This is a genomic window from Pseudomonas sp. R5-89-07, from assembly GCF_003851685.1.
In the GTDB taxonomy this organism is placed as follows: domain Bacteria; phylum Pseudomonadota; class Gammaproteobacteria; order Pseudomonadales; family Pseudomonadaceae; genus Aquipseudomonas.
This window is the reverse complement of the sequence record NZ_CP027727.1, coordinates 1,539,826-1,555,920: the sequence shown is the minus strand read 5'-3', so window position 1 is coordinate 1,555,920 and position 16,095 is coordinate 1,539,826. Positions and strand designations below refer to the sequence as shown.

The window sequence follows — 16,095 nt, the reverse complement described above, 5'->3', positions numbered from 1 at the left end:
AACTGACCCACCGCTATCGGGGGCAAGCCCCCTCTCACATTTTTGGCCGTGCAGAGGTCAGGTGGCGTCGGCGTGGCTGACCATGCCTTTGATCACCACAGCAGCGGTGGCGAGTGCGGCTGGAATCACCAGCGCTGTCAGCACTTGTTCAAAGTTCCAGCCCAGGCCCAGCAAGGTAGCGCCCATCCACGCCCCTAGAATGGCGCCGAAACGACCAATGCCGAGCATCCATGAAACGCCGGTGGCGCGGCCCTGGGTTGGGTAGAAACGCGCCGCCAGGGAAGGCATTGCCGATTGCGCCCCGTTGACGCACATCCCGGCAATCAGCACCAGGGTCGCCAATACAGTGATGTTGCCCAGGCTCTGCCCAACCGCGTAGGCAAACACCCCGGCCAGCAGATAGAAGCTGCCGATGACCTTGTGCGGGTTGAACCGGTCCATCGCCCAGCCCACGCCCACGGCGCTCAATACGCCGCCAAACTGGAACAAGGCACCGATAAACGCGGCCTGTTCCATGCTGGCGCCGCTGTCGCGCATCAGGGTCGGCAGCCAGCTGGTGAGCAGATACACAATCACCAGACCCATGAAGTAAGTGAGCCACAGCAGCAGCGTGCCGGCGCTGTAGGTGCCGGAGAAAATCACCGCAAATACGTTGCGCGCCTTGACGGTCTTTTGCTCGGGCACGCTGAAGGCAGCGGCCTGGGCAACAATGCTTGGCTCGATCGGTGACAGGGTTTTGCGCACCTTGTCAGTGCCACGGTTGCGCACCACCAGGTAACGCGCCGATTCCGGCAGCCACACCAGCAGCACGACGGCCAGGATCAACGGCAGGATGCCACCGATCAGCAACAGGCTGTGCCAGCCGAAGGCCGGGATCAACTTGGCCGAGATAAACCCGCCGCCAGCCATGCCCAGGTTGAAGCCGCAGAACATGCTGGTCACCAGCAACGACTTGTGCCGCTCGGGGGTGTATTCGGAAAGCAGCGTGGTGGCGTTGGGCATGCCGGCGCCCAGGCCCAGGCCCGTCAGGAAACGCAACACGAGTAGTTGGTCGACATTGCTGCTGTACGCCGACGCCAGGCTGAAGCCACCAAACACCAGCACCGCGCCCACCAGCACGCCTTTGCGCCCGAAGCGGTCGGCCAGCGGGCCGGAACCCAGCGCGCCGAACACCATGCCGATCAACGCGGCGCTCATCACCGGGCCGAGGCTGGCGCGGTCAATGCCCCAGTCCTGGGACAGCGCGGGTGCGATAAAGCCCATGGCGGCGGTGTCGAGGCCGTCGAGGAAGACAATCAGGAAACACAGGATCACCACGCGCCATTGATAACGTGACAAGGGCTGGGCATTGATGAAGGACTGAACGTCCAGAGTGGTACCGACAGATGGTTGATTCATTATTTTTATTCCACACCGATGGCGGGCGGTCGACCGGGGGGTCGCCATTATTATTGGAGCGCGCCTTGCAGCGCTGCCGCACAGTAATAAGCCAGGGGAAACAGCGTCAATTGATCAAGCCGGGATCTGTGCGGTCACCGAACACTTAGGCAAACAGTTGCGTACTCAGCTCGCGACTGGCGCTGAGCATGCTCGGCAGGAAACGCTGCTCCAACTCGCTACGACTGACCCGCCCGGCATGGGTGCTGACATTGAGTGCGGCCAGTACCTGGCCGGACGCGTCGTACACCGGTACGGCGATTGAACGCAGGCCCTGCTCCAATTCCTGGTCGACGATGCACCAGCCCTGCTGACGCACTTGCTGCAGGCATTCGAACAAGGCTTCGGGAGTGGTCAAGGTGCGACTGGTCTTGGTTTGCAGGTCGGCGTGATCGAGGTAATCCTGCAGCGAGGCATCGTCGAGGGCGGCCAGCAGGATGCGGCCCATGGAGGTGCAGTACGCCGGCAGGCGCCCACCCACGGAAAGGTCCACGGAAATCAGGCGCTGAGTGGTGGCGGAACGGGCGATATACAAAATGTCGTCGCCTTCGAGGGTCGCCATATTGCAGGCTTCGTGCAGCTGTTCGCTCATGCGGTCCAGGTAGGGCTGGGCCGACACAGCCAGGGGTGTGGACGATAAATAGGCATGGCCAAGCGTCAGCACTTTGGGCAGCAGCGAGTAGGTTCGCCCGTCCGTGGTGGCGTAACCGAGCTTGATCAACGTGTGCACGCAACGGCGCACAGCGGCGCGGGGAATCTCGGTGCGATGGCTGATCTGGGCGATGGTCAGGTGACGCTTGCGCTCCTGGAACGCTTGCACCACGGCCAGGCCACGGGCCAGTGAGGTCATGAAGTCCGGATCACCGGTGAATGCCTGGATGCGCTTGGCCGGTGAAGCCACGATCGGCGGCGCCACTGACGCGAAGGAATTGCGCAATTGATCGTTCATTTCAGGGATCCTTTTTCTTGTTTTCAACCACAGAAGGGTTGGCTGCCATTACAAGCTGCACGGGGAAACATATACAAGGCAGAGGCGGCGACATTGGGCGATTATCGGACGATCATGCGATTATCGCAATTTTCCACCGCCAGGCCTGCCTCAGCGCCCGCCGAGAGAAAAGCTCGCTGCGTATGGATGGATGTTTTCAGTCGATACCCAGGAAGTGATGTAACAAAACTCGAACATGAAGTTGAAGCTTTTTAACTTTATGCCGATAGCGTTATTCAAATGCGTCGCTATAATGCAGCCTGTGCAGAGGTCAGCCCAATTACCTATTGGGATCAGAGCTCGCCCAGCACCGCAAACCGCGTGCAGGGTCGATTTAAAGTATCGGATTGAAAAAGCGATCTCAGGTCCCTACTTCAAAGTTGGGTCATGTTTGCCGCTAAGTTGTACAACCCGGGGCTGCCTTTTTTGGCATGACGTTGCACCGTGATTAAACTCAACTCAATTAGGTAAAACTGTGACGAAAGATGAACTGCGCGCGGAACTTGAGCGCCAGGAGCAACGTTACAAGGACGTTTACGGCGGGGAAGTCACCACCTACGCCGCCCAGCCTGAGCCGGAACGTAAGCCATGGCGCAAGCGCGCCAGTCTGCTGGACCAGGCCTTCGCCCAGGAAATTCAGAAGATCGAGCAGGAACTCAAAGCAGAAGAGCCCTGAGTGTTCTTGAAGCCAGCCTCCTGGGTTTTGCTGTCGGCGCCGGCCTACCACCGGCGCAGTTCAGCGCAGCCAAGCGGCCACTGGTCGGCGCCTACGACTACCAACGAAATTTCATACAAATGTTTCACACATGACTTTTTTGTGACGAAACCACGTCCTTTTGCGCCCTGACCATAGAAATCAAAGACTTGCCAAAGCCCCGAAAACCTTGGGATGCGCCTGTTTCAAGCGATTTTTTTCCAGGTAGATTCTTACCGATGAGCAGCTAATGCATCGATTACTGAGGTTTTCTGGCATAATCGCGCCCCCTTACGACCGGGTCAGAAAACCTTCATGATCGATTTATTCAGCGGACTGGATGCCTGGGTTCTAGTGAGCCTGTTGCTCGCCCTCGCCTTTGTCCTCGCCTTCGAGTTCATCAATGGCTTTCATGACACCGCTAACGCGGTGGCCACAGTCATCTATACCAAAGCCATGCCGCCGCACCTGGCCGTGTTCTTCTCCGGGGTGTTCAACTTCCTCGGCGTGTTGCTCGGTGGTGTGGGTGTCGCCTACGCCATCGTGCACTTGCTGCCGGTGGAGTTGCTGATCAATGTGAACACCGGCCATGGTCTGGCGATGGTCTTCTCGTTGTTGGCGGCGGCAATCACCTGGAACCTGGGCACCTGGTACTTCGGTATTCCCGCCTCCAGCTCCCACACCCTGATCGGCTCGATCCTCGGTGTGGGCCTGGCCAACGCCCTGATCAACGATATTCCGTTGGCTGACGGTGTGAACTGGCAGAAAGCGATCGATATCGGTGCATCCCTGGTGTTCTCGCCGATGGCCGGTTTCCTGGTCGCAGCCCTGGTGCTGATCGGCCTGAAGTGGTGGCGTCCGCTGTCGAAGATGCACAAGACTCCGGACCAGCGCCGCAAGCTTGACGACAAGAAGCACCCGCCGTTCTGGAACCGCCTGGTCCTGGTGATTTCCGCGATGGCCGTGAGCTTCGTGCACGGCTCCAACGATGGCCAGAAAGGCATCGGCCTGATCATGCTCGTGCTGATTGGTATCGTGCCGGCGCAGTTCGTTCTCGACCTGGGCAGCACCACCTACCAGATCGAACGTACTCGCGATGCCACCGTGCATTTGAGCCAGTTCTACCAGCGCAACAACGCCACCCTCGGCGAGTTCCTGGCACTGGGCAAAAGCGTGAAGGACAACCTGCCGGGCAAGTTCCAGTGCAACCCGCAGCAGACCGAGCCGACCATCAACGCGCTCGTTGAAACGCTCAAAGGCGTTTCCGACTACCACTCGTTGAGTGCCGACCATCGCATTGAAGTGCGTCGCTACCTGCTCTGCCTGGACGATACCGCGAAGAAAGTCGGCAAGCTGCCTGGCTTGGATGCGCGTGAGAAGTCCGACCTCGACAAACTGCGCAAAGACCTGACCGCCACGACCGAGTACGCGCCGTTCTGGGTGATTCTCGCGGTTGCACTGGCCCTGGGCCTGGGTACCATGGTGGGCTGGAAACGCGTGGTACTGACCATTGGTGAAAAGATCGGCAAGCAAGGCATGACCTATGCCCAAGGCATGTCGGCACAAATCACCACCGCCACCATGATCGGCTTTGCCAATATCTTCGCCCTGCCGGTGTCCACCACCCACGTGTTGTCTTCTGGCGTGGCCGGTACCATGGTCGCGAATAAAAGCGGCCTGCAAGGTGGCACGGTCAAGACCATCCTGATGGCTTGGGTGTTGACCCTGCCGGCAACCGTAGCCCTCTCGGCCGGGTTGTTCTGGCTGGCGTCCAAGGCCCTGGGCAGCTGATAGCTGCCAGTCACGAAAAAGGTGCGGTCCGCGAGGACCGCACCTTTTTTTTGCCTGGAGCCGCCGGACATGAAACAGGTACTGGTTAAATCGCAGCCAAAAAAAAAGGCGACCGAAGTCGCCCAAAATGCCTTGCGTGCCCATGTAACCCGGAAAAACCTAGGGTTTTTTACGCTTGTTTGCGTCTTTCCAGATAAAAATCCCAAACCCTACAAAAAACAGCACCATGAGGCTGACGGTCAGCACTCCGGCAAATACCACATTATCGATAAACATGACCGGCCTCCTGCACGTGCCCTGTTGCGATAGGGCTAAGTTAACGGAGAAGGCGGATGGGAAAATTGACGGGGATCAATGTCGCCCGCGACGGGGCGTAAAGAAGGGCAATAACTGACCTGCATCAATTGAAGCAAGTGGCTTCAACGTTTTTTCGGTTTGTTCTTGGTTTTCTTCTTGGGCTTACCCAGGGGCATCGCCTGCTCAAAGGCCTGGCGCACTTCATTCAGGCGTTTGTCATTGAGGTCATGCACACGCTTGGCGCGTTCGGCATTCAGGTCGATCAGCTTGTCGTCATCACTCATGGCTTGGTTTACGTTCTGGCGGGAATGCCCCAATAATGCGGCCTGCTGCGCTCAACGGCAAATCAGCGAGCTGACAAATCGCACGATCAGACCTCGATGTCCACCCACAAGCCCTGGCGCGGCGCGTCTTCAATCAACGGCGCCACGGGGACGGTGTTGTCGGCGTTGAGCAGATCACCCGGTATAGGCAGGTGCTGCTCAGGATCGTCCTCGGCTTCACGCCGACGTCTTTGCTGCTCCTGCTGGCGGCGCTGCTCTTCGCGCAACAGAAAGGTCGATTGCTCGGCATCGCCTTTTTTCAAGTCGATGGTGCTCTCGTTGGAGCCCTGTTGAACCGGCACCACGGGCGGGATATCCGGCTTCTGGCGCACCGGATCAAGTTGCGATGTGACCGGCACAACGCTCACGGGCAACATAGGTGGAAGCATAATCTTAAGTCTCCTGGTCAACAGGCTGTCGGCGCCCCACCGGGCGACTTGAACACTCGCTCGCCAAGCTGTGACCCAGTCGACACTTGTGAGTGCCCGCCACCCGTCGATTCGGCGTGTGGGCCCGCGCGCAAACGCAGTAGTTTTTGTCAGAGTCCTTGGGCGTGAGGCCTTGTTCCGTTAAGATAGTCGGCTTTTTCACGGCGGGAGTCAGGCAGCATGGCGCAGCAGTATCAACCGGGGCAACGCTGGATTAGTGACAGCGAAGCAGAGCTGGGGTTAGGCACCGTTCTGGCACAGGACGGCCGCTTGTTGACCGTGCTCTATCCGGCCACTGGCGACACTCGCCAGTATGCGCTACGGAATGCGCCCCTCACCCGCGTGAGGTTTTCGCCGGGCGACAGCATCACCCATTTCGACGGCTGGAAGATGACCGTTCAGGAAGTCGACGACGTCGACGGCCTGCTGGTCTACCACGGCCTCAACGGGCAGAACGAGCAGGTCACCCTGCCGGAAACCCAACTGTCCAACTTCATCCAGTTCCGCCTCGCCAGCGACCGCCTGTTCGCCGGGCAGATCGACCCGTTGGCCTGGTTCTCGCTGCGCTACCACACCCTGGAACACACCAGCCGTCAACTGCAATCCTCGCTGTGGGGCCTGGGCGGCGTGCGTGCGCAACCGATTGCCCACCAACTGCACATCGCCCGTGAAGTCGCTGACCGTATTGCGCCGCGGGTCTTGTTGGCCGACGAAGTGGGCCTGGGCAAGACCATCGAGGCCGGCCTGGTGATCCATCGCCAGTTGCTGTCGGGCCGTGCCAGCCGCGTGCTGATCCTGGTTCCGGAAAACCTGCAGCACCAGTGGCTGGTGGAAATGCGCCGCCGCTTCAACCTGCAGGTTGCGCTGTTCGACGAAGAGCGCTTTATCGAAAGCGATGCCACCAACCCGTTCGAAGACACTCAGCTGGCGCTGGTCGCCCTGGAATGGCTGGTGGACGACGAAAAGGCCCAGGACGCGCTGTTCGCCGCCGGTTGGGACCTGCTGGTGGTCGACGAAGCGCACCATCTGGTGTGGCACGAAGAAAAGGCCAGCGCCGAGTACTCGCTGGTCGAGCAACTTGCCGAAGTGATTCCCGGCGTGCTGCTACTCACCGCCACGCCGGAGCAGCTGGGCCAGGACAGCCACTTTGCGCGCCTGCGCCTGCTCGATCCGAACCGCTTCCACGACCTGCACGCCTTCCGCGCCGAGAGCGAGAACTACCGCCCGGTGGCCGAAGCCGTGCAGGAGCTTCTGGACAAGGGTCGCTTGTCGCCCGCCGCGCACAAGACCATCCAGGGTTTCCTCGGCAACGAAGGCGAAGCCTTGCTCACCGCCGTCAACGATGGCGACAGCGAAGCCAGCGCCCGCCTGGTGCGGGAACTGCTCGACCGCCACGGCACCGGCCGCGTGCTGTTTCGCAACACCCGCGCCGCCGTGCAGGGCTTCCCCGAGCGTAAACTGCACGCCTACCCGCTGCCGAACCCGGACGAATACCTTGAGTTGCCCCTGGGCGAGCATGCCGAGCTGTACCCGGAAGTCAGCTTCCAGTCGCAGCCGGACATCGAGGAAGACAACCGCTGGTGGCGCTTCGACCCGCGCGTGGAGTGGCTGATCGACCAGTTGAAAATGCTCAAGCGCACCAAGGTCCTGGTGATCTGCGCCCACGCCGAAACCGCCATGGACCTGGAAGACGCGCTGCGCGTGCGCTCCGGCATTCCGGCCACGGTATTCCACGAGGGCATGAACATCCTCGAGCGTGACCGCGCCGCCGCCTACTTTGCCGATGAAGAGTTTGGCGCCCAGGTGCTGATCTGCTCCGAGATCGGCAGCGAAGGCCGCAACTTCCAGTTCTCCCACCACCTGGTGCTGTTCGACCTGCCGTCCCACCCCGACCTGCTGGAACAGCGCATCGGCCGTCTGGACCGGATCGGCCAGAAACACGTGATCGAACTGCACGTGCCGTACCTGGAAACCAGCCCGCAAGAGCGCCTGTTCCAGTGGTACCACGAAGCGCTGAACGCCTTCCTCAACACCTGCCCGACCGGCAACGCCTTGCAGCATCAGTTCGGCCCGCGTCTGCTGCCGCTGCTGGAAAACGCCGACGACGGCGAATGGCAGGCCCTGATCGACGAAGCCCGCGCCGAGCGCGAACGCCTGGAACAAGAGCTGCACACCGGTCGCGACCGCTTGCTGGAACTCAACTCCGGCGGCGCTGGTGAAGGCGATGCGCTGGTCGAGGACATCCTCGAGCAAGACGACCAGTTCGCCCTGCCGATCTATATGGAAACCCTGTTCGACGCCTTTGGCATCGACAGCGAAGACCATTCGGAAAACGCGCTGATCCTCAAGCCCAGCGAAAAGATGCTCGACGCCAGCTTCCCCCTGGGCGACGACGAAGGTGTGACCATCACCTACGACCGCAACCAGGCGCTGTCGCGTGAAGACATGCAGTTCATCACCTGGGAACACCCGATGGTGCAAGGCGGCATGGACCTGGTGCTGTCCGGCTCCATGGGCAACACCGCTGTGGCGCTGATCAAGAACAAGGCGCTCAAGCCGGGCACCGTATTGCTGGAACTGCTGTATGTCAGCGAAGTGGTTGCCCCGCGTTCGCTGCAACTGGGTCGCTACCTGCCGCCGGCCGCCCTGCGCTGCCTGCTGGATGCAAATGGCAATGACCTGTCCGGCCGCGTGTCGTTCGTGACCTTGAACGACCAGTTGGAAAGCGTGCCACGGGCCAGCGCCAACAAGTTCGTGCAGGCCCAGCGCGATCAATTGACGCCACGTATCAACGCTGGCGAAGAGAAAATCGCCCCGCGTCACGCCGAGCGCGTAGCCGAAGCCAAGCGTCGCCTGGCCGCAGACACCGATGAAGAGCTGGCGCGCTTGACCGCGCTGCAAGCGGTCAACCCGACCGTACGCGACAGCGAGTTGGTCGCCCTGCGCAACCAGCGCGAGCAAGGCCTGGCCATGCTCGACAAGGCGGCGTTGCGATTGGAAGCGATTCGGGTGCTGGTCGCGGGTTGATGCTGCGCTGAATGAGAGAGGCCCGCGCAATGCGGGCCTTTTTTTGTTCACTGGAAAAGGGCTGTGGCTGTGATGGCCTCATCGGGGGCAAGCCCCCTCCCACACTTGAACGTATTCACAGTCCAAATGTGGGAGGGGGCTTGCCCGCGATGGAGTCAGCGCCGTTTCAAGCCGTCGCTGCCGCAGCCGACACCTCGACAACCACCAATCCCTCTTTCATCCGCTTGGCATCACGCACAAAACTGCGCGACGCCTGGAACAGAAACAGCATGGTCAGGAACAACGCCACCGGAATCAGGTACATGGCGTCGTGCAAACCCACGGCTTTATACGCCTCGGTCATCTGCTGCGCCCCCGCCGCGTACATCGCCGCATGGGCAAAATGGTCAGACAGCCCGCCCACTACAATCGGCCCCATCCCTCCGCCCAGCAGATACAAGCCGGCAAAGAACAGCGCCATCGCCGTGGCCCGCAGGCGCGGTTCAACCACATCCTGGATCGCCGTGTACACGCAGGTATAGAAGTTATAGGCAAACAGCCAGCCCACGCTGAACAGCGCGACGAACACGCCGATCTCGATACGCCCGGCATGCAATGCCCAGGCGGTGGTAACCGTGGAGATGATCAGGCTGCACGCGGCGAACAGCAGCCGGCCATTGGCAACGCGCTGGTGGATCTTATCGGCAATCCAGCCACCCAGGGTCAGGCCCACCAGGCCGGTCACGCCGACGATGACACCGGTGGCCACCGCCGCATCCTGCAAAGGCATCAGGAAGTAACGCTGCAACATCGGCACCAGAAACGAGTTGCACGCATAGGTGGCGAAGTTGAAGCACAGCCCCGCCAGCACCAGCCACAGGAAGGTCGGCACCGCCAGTACGCGGCGGATCGGGCGGTCGACGCGTTCCTGCGGCACTTGCACGGTTTCCGCCGCGCCGCGTTTGGGTTCCTTGATGTAGAACATGAACACCGCAAGGATCAGCCCCGGTACGGCAGCGATAAAGAACGGTGCACGCCAGCTGTCGAACGCCTTGACCATCCAGCCGATGGTAAAGAATGCCAGCAACAGGCCCAGCGGCAGGCCGAGCATGAAGATCCCCATGGCGCGCGCCCGGCGGTGAGCGGGAAACAGATCGCCAATCAATGAATTGGCGGCGGGGGCATAGCTGGCTTCCCCGATACCAATGCCCATGCGCACCAACAGGAAGCTCCAGAAACTGCCGGCCAGGCCATTGAGCGCTGTGAGCCCGCTCCAGGCGAACAAGCCCCAGCCCATCAATTTGCTGCGCGAACCCGTGTCGGCCAAACGCCCCAGCGGCAGCCCGGCGATGGCATACACGATGGTGAAGGAGGTACCGATGATGCCGAGCTGAAAGTCGCTCAAGTGCCATTCCATGCGGATCGGCTCGATGATGATCGCGGGAATGGTACGGTCGAAGAAATTGAACAGATTGGCGAGGAACAGCAGGAACAGAATGCGCCAGGCATTCGCCGCTTGGGTCGAGTTCTGCATGGGTCCGTCTCTTTTATTGTTATGAGAGCTGCGATGCCCACTGCATCCTGCTCAGGTACCTGCAACATAGTCAGGCTGGCAGCGCTTGTCTGTAATGATTCGTAAAGCTGATAGGGCGTGATTTCACCCGGCATTACGGGACTTCCCCTACAAAAATATATGCGCGCGCCCCCTTCCCAACGGCCATGGCCCAGATAGAATGGCGAGCCTTCCCGCAGTCCCCCTCTTACCTATTCTTAATCGATGACGCCCATGTCCGAAGCCAGTCCGTGTCTGAATTGCGGTGCCTGCTGTTCATACTTTCGTGTGTCTTTTTTTTGGGGCGAGTGCGCCTCATCGGGCGGTACAGTGCCCGATGACCTGGTGGTGCAGATCAACCCCACCCGCGTGGCGATGATCGGCACCGACCAGAAGCCCGCACGGTGTTGCAGCCTCGAGGGCGAAGTGGGCAAAGGCACACGCTGTTCGATTTATGAACAGCGCTCAAGCCCATGCCGCGAGTTCGAAGCATCCTGGAGCCAGGGCGTGCAAAACGTCGATTGCGACGCCGCCCGCGCCGCCTTCGGCCTGGCGCCCCTCGCAGAGCCGGCTTTTGAACTGGATTTACCCATCAGCGCTTAGCACCAAACGCTATGGGTGACATGCCAAAACATTTGAAATCAAATTGCCATTACCCATGGCAAATCTCGCATGGGTTCTATACTCGACCTCATAGGTCATCGCCTCAGGCAGTGACGCGACTCTATGACGGGACATGCTATGGAATGGCTGGGGCTGCACTTTTTCACCGACCTTCCAGACAACGGGCACTTATTACTCAATTGCAGTCATAACCCCTTTCTGGTGCTGCTGGCGTACCTGGTCGCCTGCGCGGCGGGCTTCGGCACATTGGATATGGCCGAACGCGTCGGTCATGTCGAAGACCCCACCGCCCGCCGCCACTGGCGCTGGTTGGGCGCCGGTTGCCTGGCGGGCGGTATCTGGTCGACCCACTTCATCAGCATGCTGGCTTTCCAAGCCCCTATCGCCATTCACTACGAATTGCTCATGACCTTCGCCTCGCTGGTCATTGCCCTGATCGCTTCGCTGTTCGCCATGCAAACCCTCAGTCATGCGCAACTGCGGTTTCACCAGTACCTGCTGGCCTCGGTGTGGATGGGGCTGGGTATCGCGCTGATGCACTACGTCGGCATGTCGGCCATGCGCTCCCAGGCCCAGGTGTATTTCGACACCAGCCTGTTCATGGCGTCGGTCGCTATTGCCATCGGCGCCAGCCTGGCAGCGTTGTTGCTGTCGAGCTACCTGCGCAACGGCGCCGGCGTGTTTCATCAATTGCTCAAATACGCCGCCAGCCTGGTGCTGGGCGCCGGCATCCTGAGCATGCACTTCACCGGCATGGCGGCCATGCAAATGCTGATACCAAACGGCGTGGATCTGTCGTTGCCGACCGATCACAACCCGCTTCAACTGGGCCTGTCGGTGGCGGTGATTACCCTGCTGGTCATCGGCAGCAGCGTCAGCGCAGCCCTGGCCGACAAGAAGCTGCAGCACAAGGAACGCGACCTGCGCCGGGTCAATGCGCTGCTCAGCGAACTGGACCAGGCGCGTGCCTCGTTGCAACAGGTGGCCCATTACGATGCGCTGACCAGCTTGCTCAACCGGCGGGGCTTCAACCAGATCTTCGCGGAAAAAGTTGCGGAAAAAACCGCAACCGGCGGCATGATGGCGGTGATCTTCCTCGACATTGACCATTTCAAGCGTATCAACGACAGCCTGGGGCATGATGCCGGTGATCAATTACTCAGCGTGCTGGCCAGCCATATCAAAAGCTCGGTACGCAGCCATGCCGACGTGGTCGCGCGCTTTGGCGGGGATGAGTTCTGCATTTTGATCAATATCCATCATCGCGACGAAGCGCGACACATGGCCCAGCGCATCATGCAAAAAATGAAAGAACCCATCGAGTTGGCAGGCCGGCGGATGGTGATGACCACCAGCATCGGTATCAGCCTGTTTCCCGACGACGGCCAGACCTGCGAAGAACTGCTGAAAACCGCCGACCTGGCGCTTTACCAATCCAAGGACGCTGGGCGCAACAGTCTGCACTTCTTCAGCTCCAACCTGAAAACCCGCGCCTTCCTTGAGCTGCAACTGGAAGAAGAACTGCGCGGCGCCCTGCGCACACGCAACCAACTGGTGCTGTTCTATCAGCCAATCTTTGACATGAAGCTGGGCAAGGTCACGCGTCTGGAGGCCCTGGTGCGCTGGCAGCATCCACAGCACGGGCTGCTGGCTCCGGATCGGTTTATCGCGATTGCCGAGAATAACGGCTTGATTGCCGAACTGGACCACTGGGTACTGCGCCAGGCCTGTCATGATTTAAGCCTGCTGTCTGATCGCGGCTACACCGAGTTGAGCATGGCCGTGAACTGCTCGGCCCTCAACCTGGCGCGGGACGAGCTGGCGGATGAAATCGAGGCCGCCCTGCGCTTTGCCGGCATCGCCGCCCACCGTCTGGAGCTGGAAGTCACCGAAAATGCCCTGATGGGCAATATCAGCAGCACCCTGGCGCTGTTGCGCCAAATTCGAGCCTTGGGCGTATCGCTGGCAATCGACGACTTCGGCACCGGTTATTCATCCCTGGCCTACCTCAAGCGCTTGCCGCTCAACACCTTGAAAATCGACCGTTCGTTTATCCAGGACATTCCCAAGTCCATCGCCGATACCGAAATCGTCCAGGCGATCATCGGCATGGCCCACACGCTGCACTTGCAGGTCGTCATCGAAGGCGTGGAAAACCAGGCGCAATTCGAGCTGCTGCAAAAGCATGGCTGTGATTTCATCCAGGGTTACCTGCTGAGCCCCGCCGTCGCCGCCAGCGACATTATTGGCGTGATCCAGGGTCTACAGATGCGCAACCCGCTTTCCCCGCACGCTGGCGAAGGCACCCAGGAGCCGCCTGTGTCCAGGGAGCCGGGCCCAGGCCGCGTCAGCCCTGCCTCTGTCGTCAGGCCAATCCGCTGACGCCGATTCTTTGGCATTTCGCCATCATCTAGCTAAAGAACGCCGACGAACGGCCGATTCAACTGAGTCCGGCGCGGATTCCCCTTGTAAATTCAAGGTTAAATCCAACCATTCAGGACTCAGGCGCACTGTAAAGTCGCGAACTCTCACTCAGTGATGGCTCCTTGCTTTTCCAGCCATCCGTCCAGGTACATGGCGACAATGACCTCTAAAAATAACGCTGCCACCGTGGTATCCGACGTGCTGCCAACAGCGCCTGCGCAAAAGCCTTCAGGTACCCAGTCATTGAGCAGTGCCCGCCCGCTGGCCACCCAGCAGTACTTGTACTTCACCGAAACCAATACCGACCGCATCCTCGATAACCTCGATGGCCTGCGCGACATGGTATTCCCGAGCGTGCCCCAGCTCGAAGGCGACGGCGACCCGCGCAACGAGCAGGAATTCCCCTCGGTCTGCCTGATCGGCCTGGGCCGCTGCGGGTCGAACATTGCACTGGACGTGGCGGAGCTGGTGTACAACGCGCGCAAGTTCTACCTGAACGAATTCAGCACGCAAGACAAAACGGCCGACAAGGGCTACAGCCCGACCCAGTGGATCCGCAACAACCTTCGCCTGGGCGGCGGCAAAGCGGCCAAACCGGTGTTCCTGGTGGAGCCCCTGGTGATGCTGGGCGACCTGGACAAGGACATTGCCGGGCGCATCCGGTTTTCGCGCAAGGGCGAAAAAAGCGGTTTTCTGCGCGACTACAGCAAGATGAAGATCATGGACCTGTCGGAGGTTCATGCCGGTGGCGCCGGCAACGCGCCGATCCTCGGCCAATACCTGGCCAAAATCATCCTCAACAAGGACACCCAGCGTTTTTCCAGCCCCGACTGGAAGATGATCCACTCGTACCTGATCGATTCGTGCGGCATCAAGGCCAACCAGTCGCGCCTGTACTTCTCGATCTTCAGCGCCGGCGGCGGCACGGGTTCGGGCATGGCTTCCGAGTTCGGCCTGGCCCAGCAACACTCGTACATGAATAAGACCTTCGACACCAAGCCCGCCGACGAGCACGACAGCAAAAGCGGCCATGCTTTCGTGTTCGAGCCGATCTTCACCAGCGGCATCTGCGTGCTGCCGAATATCTCCGACCACCGCAGTGAAATGTCCGAAGCGCTGCACATCAATGCCGGGCGCCTGTTATGCAAATACCTGTCGGAAGAATGGGATTTCTCATACAACTTCGACAATGAAGACAGCAGCGAAGCCAGCGTGAAGGGACGCATCCGCCCCTGGAACGCGATGATGCTGATCTCCAACGACATCATGCGTTACGCCGAAGAAAGCGATGACGGCAATATCCAGAACATCGACGTCAACGCCATGGAAAAGCACGCCAACCAGTACATTTCCCAGCAAATCTTCAACATCCTCACCGCCCAGGCGGTGACCACCGACTATGACCAGAACTACTTCCGTCGCGCCGGCATCGACATCGGCGAAACCATCCGCCTGGATGCCAACGACCTGTTCATGAGTCTGGCCGGCCCGGTGGCGATTGCCTATGCCGAGTCCGTAGTTCCGGAAACCCCGGTGCCGTCGAATGACAAATTCAAGGTGTTCGAAAAAGAGCCACAGCGCCTGAATATCGATGACCTGTTCTTCCGCTCCATCGACCTGCCGCACTTCAACAAGGTCACCCAGGCCATCGAAGGCATCAGCCTGCTGCCGATCGAGTCCAAACGCTATAAGGCGTCGCTGGAGCAATACAAAAATTCCGGCTATGACGCGGCGGCGCTGCATGACCTGCATTTTTTCAAGAACTGCTCGTCGGTGGTGTCCATCGTCTCGCTGCCCAAGGACTACAAGCTGTCCTACATGGACCTGAACCGCTTGAAGACCCACCTCAATAGCCTGTTCCCCAACACCACGCTCAAGCGTTATGCCTTGGTGATCGGGGCGTCCGCGAACTTATCGCTGACCACCCTGATCGCCAAGAGCCCGTGCCTGTCGGATGATTTCCTGACGCTGATCGTAGCGTTTATCAAACGCTGCTTTGCACGCAATCCGTACCGGTTTGATGACACGCTGGACAATTCGATTCTGGATTTCATCATCCACGAAGATTTCGATGAAGACCGGATTGATGAGCTGCTTAATGAGTTCGAGAACCCGGCGAAAATTCTGGATACCAACTGGTACGCGATCAAACCGATGTATGAGAAGAAGTATCGCGAGCTGATCAACGACAAGGACAAGTTCGTATCGATCAACGACATTCGTTTGTCGCGTGATTGTGTGAAAAAGGCGATCAAGTACCTGCGTGAGATCTATCGTCACCGGATAGGTAAGACCAAAGTTATTTCATTGAATAACCACACGGGTAAGACGGCCTGATTCACATAGGTACCAGTACGAGGGGAGACAGTGATTCGGGGGCTAGGCATTGCGCTGAATGCCTCCCTCCTCTCGCGGCATCTGCTGGCTATAAAGGGCGCCGCCAGACGAAGCTTGAAACAATTAAATCCCTGAATGGCAATCGGTGTAACTGTTCCCATGACGTAGACGTCAACCGACAGACTGGCGGGTTG

General features: G+C 59.6%; 12 protein-coding genes. 6 read left to right on the top strand and 6 right to left on the bottom strand.

Annotated elements, in window-relative coordinates; translation table 11 throughout:
- Nucleotides 1-57: 57 nt before the first annotated feature.
- Entirely contained in the window at nt 58-1,398 is a 1,341-nt protein-coding gene (locus C4J94_RS07075) for an MFS transporter (RefSeq protein ID WP_124385509.1), read from the bottom strand.
- Between the two features lie 145 nt (nt 1,399-1,543).
- The gene (pcaR, locus tag C4J94_RS07070; protein ID WP_124385508.1) at nt 1,544-2,386 is read right to left on the bottom strand and encodes a pca regulon transcriptional regulator PcaR; all 843 of its coding nucleotides are present in this window, start codon (nt 2,384-2,386) and stop codon (nt 1,544-1,546) included.
- Between the two features lie 514 nt (nt 2,387-2,900).
- Here pcaR and C4J94_RS07065 point away from each other — a divergent pair.
- Together C4J94_RS07065 and C4J94_RS07060 are read left to right on the top strand one after the other, a co-directional pair.
- Nucleotides 2,901-3,101 (top strand): hypothetical protein, encoded by a 201-nt coding sequence (locus C4J94_RS07065; protein WP_003172389.1) that lies wholly within the window; start codon nt 2,901-2,903, stop codon nt 3,099-3,101.
- Between the two features lie 333 nt (nt 3,102-3,434).
- Complete coding sequence (locus C4J94_RS07060) at nt 3,435-4,910, top strand: inorganic phosphate transporter (RefSeq protein ID WP_124385507.1); 1,476 nt, start codon at nt 3,435-3,437, stop codon at nt 4,908-4,910.
- 159 nt (nt 4,911-5,069) lie between these two features.
- On the opposite strand, the gene ccoM is transcribed toward C4J94_RS07060, so the two are convergent.
- The 3 genes from ccoM to C4J94_RS07055 all read right to left on the bottom strand — a co-directional run bounded on the left by ccoM (nt 5,070) and on the right by C4J94_RS07055 (nt 5,919).
- Nucleotides 5,070-5,186, bottom strand: coding sequence for a cytochrome c oxidase subunit CcoM (gene ccoM / locus C4J94_RS27990; RefSeq protein ID WP_003172387.1), 117 nt, complete (start codon nt 5,184-5,186; stop codon nt 5,070-5,072).
- A gap of 143 nt (nt 5,187-5,329) precedes the next feature.
- Nucleotides 5,330-5,491 (bottom strand): hypothetical protein, encoded by a 162-nt coding sequence (locus C4J94_RS27565; RefSeq protein WP_164485559.1) that lies wholly within the window; start codon nt 5,489-5,491, stop codon nt 5,330-5,332.
- A gap of 86 nt (nt 5,492-5,577) precedes the next feature.
- Nucleotides 5,578-5,919 carry an aspartate-semialdehyde dehydrogenase gene (locus C4J94_RS07055; protein WP_124385506.1) on the bottom strand — a complete coding sequence of 114 codons (342 nt, stop codon included), beginning with the start codon at nt 5,917-5,919 and terminating at the stop codon, nt 5,578-5,580.
- Nucleotides 5,920-6,138: 219 nt separating this feature from the next.
- Here C4J94_RS07055 and rapA point away from each other — a divergent pair, with 219 nt between their 5' ends.
- Complete coding sequence (rapA, locus tag C4J94_RS07050; protein ID WP_124385505.1) at nt 6,139-8,985, top strand: RNA polymerase-associated protein RapA; 2,847 nt, start codon at nt 6,139-6,141, stop codon at nt 8,983-8,985.
- A gap of 166 nt (nt 8,986-9,151) precedes the next feature.
- Here rapA and C4J94_RS07045 read toward each other — a convergent pair whose 3' ends face one another.
- Complete coding sequence (locus C4J94_RS07045; protein ID WP_124385504.1) at nt 9,152-10,498, bottom strand: MFS transporter; 1,347 nt, start codon at nt 10,496-10,498, stop codon at nt 9,152-9,154.
- Between the two features lie 252 nt (nt 10,499-10,750).
- Between C4J94_RS07045 and C4J94_RS07040 the strand changes: the two genes are divergently transcribed.
- The 3 genes from C4J94_RS07040 to C4J94_RS07030 all read left to right on the top strand — a co-directional run bounded on the left by C4J94_RS07040 (nt 10,751) and on the right by C4J94_RS07030 (nt 15,901).
- Entirely contained in the window at nt 10,751-11,119 is a 369-nt protein-coding gene (locus tag C4J94_RS07040) for a YkgJ family cysteine cluster protein (protein WP_124385503.1), read from the top strand.
- Between the two features lie 138 nt (nt 11,120-11,257).
- The gene (locus C4J94_RS07035) at nt 11,258-13,522 is read left to right on the top strand and encodes a bifunctional diguanylate cyclase/phosphodiesterase (protein ID WP_124388932.1); all 2,265 of its coding nucleotides are present in this window, start codon (nt 11,258-11,260) and stop codon (nt 13,520-13,522) included.
- Nucleotides 13,523-13,723: 201 nt separating this feature from the next.
- Nucleotides 13,724-15,901 (top strand): hypothetical protein, encoded by a 2,178-nt coding sequence (locus C4J94_RS07030; RefSeq protein ID WP_124385502.1) that lies wholly within the window; start codon nt 13,724-13,726, stop codon nt 15,899-15,901.
- The last annotated feature ends 194 nt before the right edge of the window (nt 15,902-16,095 follow it).